20 protein-coding genes and 1 tRNA gene are annotated in these 12,180 nt (G+C 44.3%); all 21 read left to right on the top strand.

Annotation, left to right across the window (positions count from 1 at the left end):
- Positions 1-33: 33 nt before the first annotated feature.
- The 21 genes from WKT05_RS01185 to WKT05_RS01085 all read left to right on the top strand — a co-directional run bounded on the left by WKT05_RS01185 (position 34) and on the right by WKT05_RS01085 (position 12,170).
- Positions 34-504: a hypothetical protein gene (locus tag WKT05_RS01185; RefSeq protein WP_340412568.1), complete on the top strand. Its 471-nt coding sequence runs from the start codon at positions 34-36 to the stop codon at positions 502-504.
- Between the two features lie 18 nt (positions 505-522).
- Entirely contained in the window at positions 523-660 is a 138-nt protein-coding gene (locus tag WKT05_RS01180) for a hypothetical protein (RefSeq protein ID WP_340412567.1), read from the top strand.
- Complete coding sequence (locus WKT05_RS01175; protein ID WP_340412566.1) at positions 657-1,100, top strand: hypothetical protein; 444 nt, start codon at positions 657-659, stop codon at positions 1,098-1,100. The genes WKT05_RS01180 and WKT05_RS01175 overlap by 4 nt, the downstream gene beginning before the upstream one ends.
- Before the next feature lie 7 nt (positions 1,101-1,107).
- The gene (locus WKT05_RS01170) at positions 1,108-1,497 is read left to right on the top strand and encodes a hypothetical protein (protein WP_340412565.1); all 390 of its coding nucleotides are present in this window, start codon (positions 1,108-1,110) and stop codon (positions 1,495-1,497) included.
- Positions 1,498-1,638: 141 nt separating this feature from the next.
- Positions 1,639-2,073, top strand: coding sequence for a single-stranded DNA-binding protein (locus WKT05_RS01165; protein ID WP_340412564.1), 435 nt, complete (start codon positions 1,639-1,641; stop codon positions 2,071-2,073).
- Positions 2,074-2,130: 57 nt separating this feature from the next.
- A complete protein-coding gene (locus WKT05_RS01160) occupies positions 2,131-2,487 on the top strand; it encodes a WDGH domain-containing protein (protein ID WP_340412563.1) in 357 nt (118 codons plus the stop codon).
- A gap of 22 nt (positions 2,488-2,509) precedes the next feature.
- Complete coding sequence (locus WKT05_RS01155) at positions 2,510-4,102, top strand: phosphoadenosine phosphosulfate reductase domain-containing protein (protein ID WP_340412562.1); 1,593 nt, start codon at positions 2,510-2,512, stop codon at positions 4,100-4,102.
- Positions 4,095-4,310 carry a hypothetical protein gene (locus WKT05_RS01150; RefSeq protein ID WP_340412561.1) on the top strand — a complete coding sequence of 72 codons (216 nt, stop codon included), beginning with the start codon at positions 4,095-4,097 and terminating at the stop codon, positions 4,308-4,310. The genes WKT05_RS01155 and WKT05_RS01150 overlap by 8 nt, the downstream gene beginning before the upstream one ends.
- Before the next feature lie 224 nt (positions 4,311-4,534).
- The gene (locus tag WKT05_RS01145; protein ID WP_340412560.1) at positions 4,535-4,783 is read left to right on the top strand and encodes a hypothetical protein; all 249 of its coding nucleotides are present in this window, start codon (positions 4,535-4,537) and stop codon (positions 4,781-4,783) included.
- Between the two features lie 123 nt (positions 4,784-4,906).
- Positions 4,907-5,320 carry a hypothetical protein gene (locus WKT05_RS01140; protein WP_340412559.1) on the top strand — a complete coding sequence of 138 codons (414 nt, stop codon included), beginning with the start codon at positions 4,907-4,909 and terminating at the stop codon, positions 5,318-5,320.
- Positions 5,307-5,480: a hypothetical protein gene (locus tag WKT05_RS01135; protein ID WP_340412558.1), complete on the top strand. Its 174-nt coding sequence runs from the start codon at positions 5,307-5,309 to the stop codon at positions 5,478-5,480. The genes WKT05_RS01140 and WKT05_RS01135 overlap by 14 nt, the downstream gene beginning before the upstream one ends.
- A 371-nt stretch (positions 5,481-5,851) precedes the next feature.
- Positions 5,852-6,166, top strand: coding sequence for a hypothetical protein (locus WKT05_RS01130; protein ID WP_340412557.1), 315 nt, complete (start codon positions 5,852-5,854; stop codon positions 6,164-6,166).
- On the top strand, positions 6,156-6,833 hold the full coding sequence (locus WKT05_RS01125; RefSeq protein ID WP_340412556.1) for a hypothetical protein: 678 nt from the start codon (positions 6,156-6,158) through the stop codon (positions 6,831-6,833). Before WKT05_RS01130 ends, WKT05_RS01125 begins: the two co-directional genes overlap by 11 nt.
- Complete coding sequence (locus tag WKT05_RS01120) at positions 6,814-7,143, top strand: hypothetical protein (protein WP_340412555.1); 330 nt, start codon at positions 6,814-6,816, stop codon at positions 7,141-7,143. Before WKT05_RS01125 ends, WKT05_RS01120 begins: the two co-directional genes overlap by 20 nt.
- Positions 7,140-7,517 (top strand): hypothetical protein, encoded by a 378-nt coding sequence (locus WKT05_RS01115; RefSeq protein ID WP_340412554.1) that lies wholly within the window; start codon positions 7,140-7,142, stop codon positions 7,515-7,517. Before WKT05_RS01120 ends, WKT05_RS01115 begins: the two co-directional genes overlap by 4 nt.
- Complete coding sequence (locus tag WKT05_RS01110) at positions 7,490-9,181, top strand: phage terminase large subunit family protein (RefSeq protein WP_340412553.1); 1,692 nt, start codon at positions 7,490-7,492, stop codon at positions 9,179-9,181. The genes WKT05_RS01115 and WKT05_RS01110 overlap by 28 nt, the downstream gene beginning before the upstream one ends.
- Positions 9,174-9,437 (top strand): hypothetical protein, encoded by a 264-nt coding sequence (locus WKT05_RS01105; RefSeq protein ID WP_340412552.1) that lies wholly within the window; start codon positions 9,174-9,176, stop codon positions 9,435-9,437. Before WKT05_RS01110 ends, WKT05_RS01105 begins: the two co-directional genes overlap by 8 nt.
- On the top strand, positions 9,434-9,694 hold the full coding sequence (locus tag WKT05_RS01100) for a hypothetical protein (RefSeq protein WP_340412551.1): 261 nt from the start codon (positions 9,434-9,436) through the stop codon (positions 9,692-9,694). Before WKT05_RS01105 ends, WKT05_RS01100 begins: the two co-directional genes overlap by 4 nt.
- A gap of 123 nt (positions 9,695-9,817) precedes the next feature.
- A tRNA-Trp gene (locus WKT05_RS01095) sits at positions 9,818-9,893 on the top strand.
- A 49-nt stretch (positions 9,894-9,942) separates the two neighbouring features.
- Positions 9,943-10,737: a hypothetical protein gene (locus WKT05_RS01090; protein ID WP_340412550.1), complete on the top strand. Its 795-nt coding sequence runs from the start codon at positions 9,943-9,945 to the stop codon at positions 10,735-10,737.
- Complete coding sequence (locus WKT05_RS01085; RefSeq protein WP_340412549.1) at positions 10,734-12,170, top strand: phage portal protein; 1,437 nt, start codon at positions 10,734-10,736, stop codon at positions 12,168-12,170. The genes WKT05_RS01090 and WKT05_RS01085 overlap by 4 nt, the downstream gene beginning before the upstream one ends.
- Positions 12,171-12,180: the final 10 nt, after the last annotated feature.

Below are 12,180 nucleotides of genomic sequence, written 5' to 3'. Positions count from 1 at the left end.
GTAAGTTATTATGAGTTGAAAGGAAAGTAGATCATGCAAACGGTAGAACTAGAGAAACTTATTAAGGGATTAGGACTAGACGCTGAATATAAGAGTGACATCGACGATGACGACGAAGAAACTGAAATGATATGTGCGATGAATGGCGACGAATTGGTTGCTCTTGCATATATAGACCATGAGGGATTGTGGGAGTGTAAAGAAAGTGAACTGGAACGCCTAGAAACATATAAACGTCACGCTCTAATTGACGGATTCATTGAGTATGCACAGACGCCGACAAGTGAAAGATGGGTGCCTAAGAAGTACTACCTTAAACATAAATGGATCCTGAAGAACTATGGCGGCTATTTAAGCATCCGGGAAGATACGGGAGAGGTGTTCCTACTGGGTAGCAACTGGGATGACAATGTATATGCGATGACCTTTACGAAAGAGGAGATCGAGAATATCAAAAGAAAGTACGAAACAGACTTGAAAGAGTTTGAAATGATCGAAGCCTAAATGCGAAACGGCGATTATTTGAAATTAGGAGATAAAAAAATCCGTGTAACGAACGAGGAAGAACGTTCCCGGTTAGTGGATTCTATATCTGAATATTCAAAAACGCCAACAGAAAACAGGGATTTTGGTTTAAAAAAGGTAGAAGTAGAAGAATGAAATCGAACAAAAGAAAAACGGTAACTAAACAAGGCGCAATGCTTCTTCTTGAAATGATCACAGAGGATATCTACGACTTAAAAAGACAAATACCAGATCAATTGTGTAACTTTGTTGACGACACTTGTTATGGGCTTGGTGCAATTGCCAAATATGTTGATAGGTATGGCATTGAAGCAAAAGAAGGGGTAGCGAAAAACCTACGCTTAGGAAATCAAGACCTTCAACTGTTATTCATCGCATCCTTCCGGTATGCACTTGGCAGAAGAAGTTATATTACATCGGCAATATCAGACATCATCCAGAACAACGTAGAAGTGTTAACAGACAATACGGTAAAGCTAATGATCAAAGAAATACAAGAATGCGAAAACCTTGGGATGGATTGCGACAAAGAGGTATGGCAGTATCTTGCAGAGTTTTTAGAAGAAAGGGTTTAGATTCGGCATGAGAAGAGAATGCGAATACAGATTAAATTTCGAAGATACAGAGACAAAGACTGGCCACTTGCTAGGATTCTTTGATAGAGATGACGGCACATATGGAATCGTAGAAGATACATTTGGATGCCTTGAAGAGGTGCCGATAAGCTTTATTAAGATAGTAAAGCAATTTCGAATATACAACGCAAAGAATCCGGATCTCATCATGGTCTACGATAACAAAACTTACGATTACAAACTTGTAAAAGAAAGTGGACTCGATATCAAGTCTGAAATTGGTTTAAGTGGTGCACGGATGAAAGTATTATTTGGAGCAAATGAAGTTAGAAGCATGATGGATCGGGAAATCATAGATTTTCAATCATACCTATTAATTGAAATACCGAACGTTTAATTAAAAAAATGCCAATTTCGAGATTTACAGCGAGGAAATGGAGTTGTAATTTCAAAAAAGTCGCATTTTTTAAAATAAGGAAGGAAATTGATGTCTGTAATTTGCGAAAAGTGGCTTTTTCGAGAATAAGGAGAGTGAAGAATGAATTTAGTTGTACTTTACGGGAGATTGACGAGAGATCCGGAACTACGTTATAGCCAAAGCGGCACAGCGAACACCTTCACAACAATTGCCGTTGATAGAGGGTTAAGCAAAGAGAAGCGTCAAGAGGCACAGGCTAATGGACATCCCACAGCCGACTTCATAGGCATTAAAGCGTTTGGAAAGACGGCGGAGATGTTAGGAAACTACTTCCACAAAGGGAATCGTATTGCGGTAGAGGGGAAGATCTCTACCGGGAGTTACGACAAAAACGGCCAGACGATTTATACCACCGATGTAATAGTAAACCGCATCCATTTCATTGAGAGTGCAAAAGAAAATGGAGGCGGAAACAACATGGGCGGTCAAGGGTTTGGTCCGCAAGGATCCGATGCCGGTTATTATCCGGTCAATAATGACGATGTTCCGTTTTAAACCATTTTCCCGACGTCAGGAAAATGGCATATAACAAACACTTTCACGGAGGAAATCTTGAATAAAGAGAAACAAAGAATTAACGCTGAATTAGAAAGAATGAGAGATGCAGGTATTACGAGAAAAGATATTTCGGACGGTTACCATACCTTTGGAGAACTCTGCTATCACAGAATGATTCTCTTTTCGGTGATTCTGAATAAAAATGCAGAAATCGCCTGGAAGGCAAGAAAACACCACGATGGAACAATGTTCGATGGTGATTTTATCTGCGGAATAGAGACGCCACAGGGGCAGTACACCTATCATTATGGGATTGAGTATTGGGGGTTATTTAGGGTTAAAGAATTGGAGTTTGCGCCGGAGTATGACGGCCACAAGCCGGGAGACGTAGTCCGCCTATTGAGTTTATAGCGTTAACGACGGGAGGCACAAAATGTATTCGTATGAATGGGATGATGAAACAGGTGGGCTATTTCTTAACAGCACGCCATTATCTTTCAGCAAAGAGCCGCGGCCGGTCTATTACAAAGAGCTAGATCTGCTAGGTTTCGATAAGTATTGGAATTACGAGAAAGACGATACTTATCCATACATGTGGGCAGAATCAAATAACTACTGGTATCGCGGGCGTAAAGTAGCGAGGACAAAGGGCGGGTCGGTCTATTGTGCTCCGGAAGTAACCATTCTGGAAGAGCCGGAACCGGACAACGCACCGCTGCGATTTGTGGACGTTCCACGCATGGTAGAGAAAAACAAAGACCTATTAGATAGCTTGGTGCAAAATACCATTGCGAGCGTATTCGAGACTTACGCTAAAAACAAAGACAAGATCGACGCATTTTACGTTGCCTTCAGCGGCGGCAAAGACAGCATGGTAACTTTTGATATCGTTCAAAAAACATTGCCCCACGATAAATTCAAGGTGCTTTTCGGCGACACAGGAATGGAGTTTCCGGACACCTACAAAACCGTGGAAGTGGTGGAAGAAATATGCCGCAAGAAAGGAATTGAGTTTATCCGGGCGGCATCGGATTATACGCCGGAAGAAACATGGAAACTATTCGGCCCTCCGGCAAGTGTAATTCGGTGGTGTTGCGGGGTACACAAAACGGCGCCGCAGGTCCTATCGCTAAGAAAGGTGACGGGAAAGACGAATTTTACGGGCATGGCCTTTATCGGGATACGGGCAAGCGAGAGCCTATCTCGTAGCAACTACGATTATTTAAGTGTGGGAACAAAGCACAAAGGGCAATATGCTTGTAATCCAATATTGGAATGGAATTCCGCCGAGCTGTATCTATATATTTTTGCCGAGGATCTTTATCTAAACGAGGCATACAAAAAAGGAAGTAGCCGGGCGGGATGTCTTGTTTGCCCGAAGGCCTCGCAAAAAAGCGGCTACATGACGCGAGCCAACTATACGGAAGAATTTGATGCCTACATCGACACGTTAAAAGAAGCCTATAAAAATAGATTTGAATCGGATAACAAACTGAAAGAATTTATCGACAACGGTGGATGGAAAGCACGGAAGAGCGGGCGAGACATCGACGTGCCATTGAACTACATTGAGATATTAGACGAGGGCCTGCACACGATCAAAATAACTGAGCCGAGAACAAGTTGGAAAGAATGGATAAAGACCATCGGTGTGTTACTGAATGAGGAATCGCCGTACAAGATCCTATTTAGGGGCAAGGTCCATGAGGTAGAGATCGAGGAAATCGGCGATACAATCGAAGTGACATTTGACGAAACGACGAGAAGGAAAAATGCGTCATTTTATAAATTGTTGAAAAATGTTTTTCGGAAGGCCGCTTGTTGTGTTCAGTGCCATGAATGCGAAGCGGATTGCCACAACGGGTGTATGACGATGGAGGGCGGGAGAGTAGAAATTAGCAACGACTGCGTGCACTGCTCTCAATGCCACAATGTTCAAAAAGGATGCTTGGTCTATAAATCGCTAGAGAAGCCGAAGGGATTTTATAAAAAACAAAGCGATAATCAGGAGGTAGAAAATGAATGAAGTATTAGAAAATTTAGCATTTACCACAAACATTATATGCACTGGTGCTATTATTGCTTGCTATATCAAGACAATAAAAAACGAAAGGCGCAGATCAAAGCTGCTCGATGAATTGAAAAAAGAAAGAGAAGAACAAGAAGCGACATACAAGAAATGGAAAGAGATTGTCCAAAACGACATAATAGCCCGAGGCCAAGGCACAGATTGAGAGATATAGAATGAGAAGCTACGAAATCTATATTCTTTACAGGGCAGTTGAAGATTTGATAGATAACAAATCTCGCTCAAAACTTGAATCGATCTACCTAAAAGATGCAGTGGCTTATATCTTTAGGTATTTATCGAACAAGGATTGCGGGGAATTGGAATCGGCACAAATGAGCCTAAAAGGCTTAGTCGAAGATACGATAAGAGAACCAGACGGACGCACAGATGATGTATGAGAATAAAGATGGACAACGATATTTCAGCCCGTGGGAATACATCAAACCCATTTTAGAAGAGAAAACAGAGACAGAAGAGGACTTCCGAAATGGAATGGGCTTAAGTCGATTAAACTTCGATATGTTCAAATGGGGGCTTTACCGCATCACTGATGACATGGCACGGCGCCTGGAAGAATGGTCCGGAGTAGAAAGCAAAACGTGGAAGGATATCCAACGTTATTACGACAAAAGATAGTTAAGCTATTGGTAGTGCTGCGGTGGTTGCTTCGCCTTTAAATGTAGTATCGAATGTAAGGTTCAACATATTAGCAGTGGGAAAGCGTGGTGGTGGGGCCACGTTACATAGAAAGGAATCGGCGTGGAAAGAGAAACGCTCGCACAGTATCGTGATCTAAAAAGAGAAATCGAACACCTGGAACAACGCATACAACGCTTAAAGACAACAGTCATAGATAGTGTTCGGGCGTCAAATGCCGAGTTCCCTTATCAAGAGATACATGTCACCATTGAGGGAGAAGTGTCTCCGAAGAAAGAATTAGAAAACATATTAGCACTCAGATCGAGACAGTGCCAAGCGATGGCGCTAAGCATTGAGCGCTTTATAGCTGATATAGATGACAGCAGAATAAGACAAATATTCGAGTTACGTTATATTGAGGGATGGACATGGGAGAAAATAAGTGAACGCTTGGGTGCTACGAATGAAAGCTACGCGAGAAAGCTCCATAATAAGTTTCTGGAAGAAAGAGAGGGCGAAGATGAAATTCGTTAAGATAGCCTTGCCGTATGATTACTTAACGACGGTCTTAGATTGTATGGAAGAGGCCTTAAGAAACTGCAAGACTGATGAAGAGAAGGAAAAACGAAGATATGCCTATCACGCCTTATTGACGGTGTGGGGAGAGAACGCAGGAATAGTTAAAGATGACTGAAAAAAGGGCGAATTTTCCGATTTTTCCGTGGTATAATATTAATGTGGATGGTTGTGCAAAGGCGCAACTATCTTTTTTTATTGGTGGCGTCGTGATAAAAAATGACTGATACGTTATGTTGAGTGCCAAAGCGGGGTACATGGGGCATAGCACTAAATTACATGTGACATACACGACGAGGGACGCGGTACACGGTATCTATATAGACGCGTGGGGCGGGTATAACGCCGTGTGAACATAGATTAGTCGGAGGTAATAGCCTTCGGCTTTTTTAATATTGAAAACGTCGGAAAGGGCCAATATGTCCTTAAACAAAAAGTTTTTTTGAATATTCACTATAAAAAAGCCTAAATGAGAAACGAGGTGAGGGTATGGGAAGAAAATCAGTCGATTTAACACAGGGCGAAGAGCACGAATTAACCATTGTAAAGAATAAGAGAAAAGCGACGGTAGATGACTATTTACCGCCTTACACTTTCGAATACGATGAGATCGAAAAAGACAAAGAAGCTGACGCCATGTATCAATCGCTAAAGGCATTCATAGAAGAAAATGCCAATTTGGTATTAGAAGACTATGAGAGCAAAAGTGAAGATGCAATTAGAGAAGGCTTCCAACGCGCCATTGCCATCGTCGATTTATTCTTTACCACCATCTACTTAACGGGTGGTATGGATGACCAATAAAAAGATACCGCCCAAAGTAAGAGACCTGATGCGAAACAAAACGTTGTGCAACATGACCGATGCCATGATTGACAACAAGGTACCTTACGAGAACATATCCAAAGCACTTGAAGAGAAGGGTTTTAAAATATCTTCCGCTTATATTACCAAGTACAAACAACTTCGGAATCAAGTGGCGGCGGAACAAAAACATATCAATGAAGCCTTAGAGAATAACAACGTTATCGACGTTATAAAGAATGCCGAAAACAAAATCAATCTCACATCGAGGGGAAAGATCAAACGGGATCTTGACTACATCGACATCGTCATTCAAGAAGGGGCGAAGCAGTTGAAAGACCGGCTGGCCTCCGGCGAACAAGAGATCAGCGTGAAAGATGTGTTTGATGCGATCAAGCTAAAAGAAGCCATTACCGAAGGCTCCTACGGCGGTATGACTGAATACGGCATTGAGCACTTACAACGAATGACCGAAGAGAAGTACAAGCTACTAATCAAAGCCATGTTTAGCCGGATCCCCGAAGTAGACAGGAAAGAAGCCCTTGAAGAGTTGAAGCGGGTAGAGGAAAGCTTCTACAAGGAAACGGACTACTACGAGGATTATTTGCGCAGCATAGGTAAAAGCGACATAGAAATTGGAGAAGCCATTGAAAGTCAACACCATTGATCTAATCCTTCGAGATGAAATGACACCTGATGAAAACATCGATGCGGCTATTGAAGGCTTATTGGTTCAATTCAAGCACGACGTGTTAGCCGGTGATATTCGAATCGATTCAGTGGATAAATTCCAGAAGGTGATCCAGTCGTTCATTCTTATGGACGAATACAGGCGACGGAACCCGAACGAAAGCACCGAATCCTTTAAGCTTTCCGAACTCATTGACAGTGAAGACGAAACAGTTAAATCCCTTTACGATAAGCTATTTAATTCCTACAACACAAGTAACGACGAGGTGAACAGGGGGAACGGATGACCTACGATGAAGCCTTGGCCATGCTGAAAAGCGACAATCAATTAATCATGGACTTTGAAGAATATGTTCTTATCGGCAATAAGCCATACATGGCCTTGGAAATCACCGATGCCGTCGTGTTGAGGTACATCGACGAGCGACAAGAGCTTTCTTCGGACGAGATAAGAGATCTGTATGGGGACGATGCAAACATCGCTATTTGCTATATGTATCCTTATTTGCGTATCGTCGTGGATTGCGACGGCGAAAAGGCGGTCATTCACTTGAACAAGGCCTATTTTACATCCGGGCTTCAAAAAATAAACCTAAGACGACAAACATTCGAAGAAGGGGAAGGTGTTAAGCCGTGGTTTGGGATCGCACAGAGGACATAGAGCACTTCGAGAAGAAGGATACGGCGAATGCCATCGAGCGGGCGATGCTGATGCGTTACCCGGCACTATGGGCCTTAAAGTACAAGCCGATTAAGTCAAAGCCTATGACCTTTCGTTCGTCACATAATCCATTCGCCCATAGACCATGGCAAGAAGCCATTCTAAATGACGGTCACCCGAATAAGGTCATTCAAAAGTCGAGACAGTTGGGGATGAGTGAATTGGCCACGGCAGAGGTGCTATGGTTCGCAGACAACCACGAGAATGTAAATATCATGTATACCTTCCCGACCATCGCACAAATGGCCGACTTCTCAAGAACAAGGGTAAGCCCGGTGATAAATAGCAGTCCGAAGTTGTTGGCGAAAGTGGGGAAAGACCTTAACAACGTCAGTACAAAATCCATAGGCTCTTCCAATATCTTTATGCGGACATCGGGCGACGGATCCCAAGGGGAAGGTGCGGACATCGACATGTATTGCGCCGACGAGTATGACCGGATGCGGATAGGCGCCGAATATGCCTTCAGTGAATCCATGAGTTCTTCGAAGTATGGCCTTATGCGCAGATGGTCAACACCTACCATTCCCGGCGTGGGGATCAATGAACTGTTTCTGAAAAGCGATCAACGACACTATCTCCATAAATGCGATCATTGCGGACAGTGGCAAGAAATAACCATCGATTCAATCGTTCAAGTTAAAGACGGTGTCAATCCGATCACCGAAGAAATCGAAGACGGTACATACGAATATCAATGCGTTCATTGCCATAGACCGCTGAACCGGTGGACACCAGGCGAATGGGTGGCGAAACATCCGGGCAGACACGATATTCGGGGATATTACATTTCACAGTTAAATGCCGTTCACATTTCGGCGGACAGCATTAAGCGCAGAGAAATCGCCTACCCATTCAAACAGATCTTCTACAACTACGTTATCGGCCTTCCCTATGCCAATACGGGGATCATGGTCACAGACGAGGACGTAAAGAACCATATCGCCATGGAAAAAGAGAGCCTAAGCCTTTCAGATGACTTCATCGGTTATGTAGCGGGGATTGATTGGGGCGAACCGTCGTGGGTGCTTGTCATTGGTATACGCCCGAACCTCTCTCTTCAAATCGTCTCTATGCGTCAATTCTTTAGGAGCGAGACACAGCCCCTATATGATGTGAAGCAAGTGATATCTCACTTAAAGCCTTACAAGCCGAATCTAATCGTAGCCGATGCGGGCTATGGTGCAGACAAGAACACGGAACTCTACCGGGCCTTCCCTGAAGCGGCCTATTCCTGTACGTGGAAAACCATCACCGGGCCCTACAGTGCCGTAAACTTCGTGGATCAATGGAACGAAAGCCGGCGAATGGTCACCGTGGATAAAACATCGAAGATGCAGCGGACACTCCAAAGCGTGAAGCAAGGCTACATTGGTTTCTACGGGTGGCAAGATGACATGACAAAGACAGTGACAAAACACTTGAAGAACGTACAAATCCTGGACAAGGAAAAAGACGGCATGGTGTATCAAGTGGCCACGAGAAAAGGCCCCGATCACTTAGCGTGCTGTTTGTCCTATGCCCTTATTGGCGTGGATAGGTTAACGCAATACGGGCTGAACGTCAGTCGAGGTTACAGAATGGACGTGGTCTCAATTGTATAAAGTAAGAATGAAGAATATCGACGATCCGGAAGAGGTCTTAATCAAGGCACTACAAAGCATACAAGCCGACCGAAAAGGCGGAGAGATTCAAGACGATTACTTGAAATACTTAGCCGACTATGCCGATGCCATATATTCCAAGGTCACCGATGCAATGATTAAAGACATTCTGGACGTAATGTTCGAAACGGATAATACAAAGAAATCTATACGCAGTGTGCGAATCGATCTAAACGACATCAGAGAAAACCTATGAAGTTAAGTATTAAGTACACCGAAAACTTAGAGCGCCCATGGCTATTGAAGCGTGAGAACGGAACCTATGAGCAACACGCCCATTTCTTTACGAAGAAAGAGGCTGAATTGTGCCGTCACATCATCGACATTGGCAAATACCCTCACTGCAAGAAATACAAGATAGCCATTCAACGCTTATTGACCGAAGAAGAATTCAAGCAGCTGAAAAAGAAACAGCGTTACTTCAATTCACAAAAAGGGGTTAGAAAAAAATAAACCGTCCGGCATGACGTTAAACTGCAACAGGCCCTGAAGAGACTCCTGGACATGTTTTCCTTCTTAAAACCCTAGACCCCTTTTTTTCATAGACCATCTTTTCTGCACAGGGCCTGTTTCCGTGGGTATGTAGCTTAGTTAGGCAAAGCAACGGTAACCAATACCGTGATCGGAGGTTCAAATCCTTCCGTACCCACCAAAACAGAAAAAACTTAAAACGTGCGGAGCATTACATAAAAGAGGTGAGCATGAGCAAATACACAGACATTCAAAAGATAATTGAATACTACAAAAAGATCTTGCGCCTCTTGCCGACAGGCGGGAAGATCAAACGGTCTACCGCCATGAAAATCGGCATCCCCGAAGAGATTCTCCCGATTCTTGAACACGCCTATAAGAAAGGCGGCATGAAACCAAGTGACTTCGACGGCATGAGCCACGAGCGTATCAAGGAAGCGCTAAAGAAAGCCCCTAGAATCAAAAATAAGGGCTTTTACCTGGACAGCGATGTAGTTACTAATGACTTAGATAAAGCGGCCGCAAAGCTGGAAGGCACGCTTACACGGGCGGTTATCGAAGAGTTGAAGAAAGACTACGCCATAACCAATCGACTGAATCCGGAGAAGCGAACAAGGGCACAAATGGAATCGATCTTGCGACGAGCGACAGGCGACAGCAAGACGGACTGGAACCGAATTGTCCGAAGCGAGATTGTAAACAACATGAATCAAGGGTTCGCCGACGCAATTCTGGAACATAAGAGCGTCTTCTCAAAAGACGGCGGCGAGACACTGGTCTTTAAACGCCCGGCGCCGAATGCTTGTCCTCATTGCAAAAAACATTACTTAGAGCGAGACGGAAGAACACCGAAGCTATTCAAGTTATCGGAGCTGATGGCCAACGGCACCAACTACGGGAAGAAAACATCCGAATGGCAGCCGACATTAGGAGTACTTCATCCTCACTGCGCGTGTGTTCTAGAGGTTATGCCGAAAGGTGCGCATTTTGAAGATGGAATGATTGTGAAGGGGGGTGACAGATGAAAGTTGGAAAGATGAAGATCAAAGCCAAGGGCGGGACATTCAACAGTGACCAGTTTATTAAGAGGGCGGGCATTGTACCGAAAGCAGAGTCCCAAGACCTTTCATTCGGGACGGTGTCCTTCGGCGCAGAATACAAGGACAGGTATGCTTCCCTTTCGTTTGAAGCCCTGAAAGAGGTAGCCGTGAAGGTTGCCCCTATTGGTGCCATTATCGGAACACGTGTCGATCAAGTGGGAAACTTCACATCACGGGCACGATACAGCGACAAGAACATTGGCTATCGGGTGAAGCTAAGGGATAGAACAGCGGCGCCTACCGAAGAGCAAGAACAAGAGATCAAACGAATCGAAGACTTTATCTACCAATGCGGTTCCACGAAAGACCATTCGAGAGACAACTTCGATACCTTCCTACGAAAGACCGTGCGGGATTCCCTTATATGCGATCAAATGAATTTTGAGATTACGAGGGACAGCCAAGGCAAGCTGAACGCCTTCTATGCGGTGGACGCACAGACAATTAAGCCCGTACCGGACGATGATAGAGACGATGAAACAGCCTTTGTTCAAGTTATCGCCGGGAAGGTGGTAGCCTCATTCACTGATAGAGAAATGGCCTTCGCCGTGCGGAACCCACGCACCGATGTGAACCTACAGCCTTACGGCCTATCCGAAATTGAAATCATTGTACGGCAATTGACTTCCTACCTTGAAGCCGAAGATTACAACATGCGGTTCTTCCGACAAGGTGGGATGACAAAAGGCATACTGAACATCAAGGAAGACCCCTCGGGCCTCGGGAACCGAAATACCCTTGAATCCTTTAAAAGGCAATGGCGAACCCAAGTCACCGGGCAAAAGGGAGCGTGGAAGATTCCCGTGTTCCAGTTGCCGGGGGAATTAGAATTCATCAACATTCAACAGTCCGGCGGCGAAATGGTGTTTGAAAAGTGGGTCAACTACTTAATCAACATCGCCACAGCCGTGTATAAGATTGACCCCGCTGAAATCAACTTCCCTAATAATGGAGGCGTAGGCGGGAAGGGATCCAGTCTTTTCTCGGGCGAAGAAGGCAAATATAACCAATCGAAAGATAAAGGCTTATACCCGCTACTACAATTCATCGAGAACACCATTAACAAGTACATTGTTTCAGAATTTTCAGATGATTATGTATTCGTCTTTGAAGGCGTCAATGAAAAGTCCGAAGAAGCGAAGTTGGACATCGACAAGAAGCGAGTGGAAACCTTTATGACAGTCAATGAAATCAGAGCCGAACGTGGCCTTGAACCCATTGAAGGCGGCGACATTATTGAAAACGCGTACTTCATGCAGTCGAAGATGCAAGCGGGCGGTGGAGGAGATGACGGCGGATTCGACTTCGATTTCGGAGACGACGACATAGAAAAAGCAATAACCATTGAACAAATTTGAAAGGATAGGG

It is taken from the genome of Peptoniphilus sp. HCN-40583, assembly GCF_037892835.1.
Taxonomy (GTDB): Bacteria; Bacillota; Clostridia; order Tissierellales; family Peptoniphilaceae; genus Aedoeadaptatus; species Aedoeadaptatus rachelemmaiella.
Note: the sequence above shows the minus strand (reverse complement) of the source record. Positions and strands in the feature narration are given on the sequence as shown.

Excerpts from the sequence above, each read along its gene's own strand:
- WKT05_RS01125 (WP_340412556.1), top strand. The coding sequence starts at position 6,156 with ATGACCAATAAAAAGATACCGCCCAAAGTAAGAGACCTGATGCGAAAC.
- WKT05_RS01100 (WP_340412551.1), top strand. The coding sequence starts at position 9,434 with ATGAAGTTAAGTATTAAGTACACCGAAAACTTAGAGCGCCCATGGCTA.
- WKT05_RS01145 (WP_340412560.1), top strand. The coding sequence starts at position 4,535 with ATGATGTATGAGAATAAAGATGGACAACGATATTTCAGCCCGTGGGAA.
- WKT05_RS01175 (WP_340412566.1), top strand. The coding sequence starts at position 657 with ATGAAATCGAACAAAAGAAAAACGGTAACTAAACAAGGCGCAATGCTT.
- WKT05_RS01165 (WP_340412564.1), top strand. The coding sequence starts at position 1,639 with ATGAATTTAGTTGTACTTTACGGGAGATTGACGAGAGATCCGGAACTA.
- WKT05_RS01115 (WP_340412554.1), top strand. The coding sequence starts at position 7,140 with ATGACCTACGATGAAGCCTTGGCCATGCTGAAAAGCGACAATCAATTA.
- WKT05_RS01150 (WP_340412561.1), top strand. The coding sequence starts at position 4,095 with ATGAATGAAGTATTAGAAAATTTAGCATTTACCACAAACATTATATGC.
- WKT05_RS01085 (WP_340412549.1), top strand. The coding sequence starts at position 10,734 with ATGAAAGTTGGAAAGATGAAGATCAAAGCCAAGGGCGGGACATTCAAC.
- WKT05_RS01130 (WP_340412557.1), top strand. The coding sequence starts at position 5,852 with ATGGGAAGAAAATCAGTCGATTTAACACAGGGCGAAGAGCACGAATTA.
- WKT05_RS01170 (WP_340412565.1), top strand. The coding sequence starts at position 1,108 with ATGAGAAGAGAATGCGAATACAGATTAAATTTCGAAGATACAGAGACA.
- WKT05_RS01135 (WP_340412558.1), top strand. The coding sequence starts at position 5,307 with ATGAAATTCGTTAAGATAGCCTTGCCGTATGATTACTTAACGACGGTC.
- WKT05_RS01155 (WP_340412562.1), top strand. The coding sequence starts at position 2,510 with ATGTATTCGTATGAATGGGATGATGAAACAGGTGGGCTATTTCTTAAC.
- WKT05_RS01185 (WP_340412568.1), top strand. The coding sequence starts at position 34 with ATGCAAACGGTAGAACTAGAGAAACTTATTAAGGGATTAGGACTAGAC.
- WKT05_RS01090 (WP_340412550.1), top strand. The coding sequence starts at position 9,943 with ATGAGCAAATACACAGACATTCAAAAGATAATTGAATACTACAAAAAG.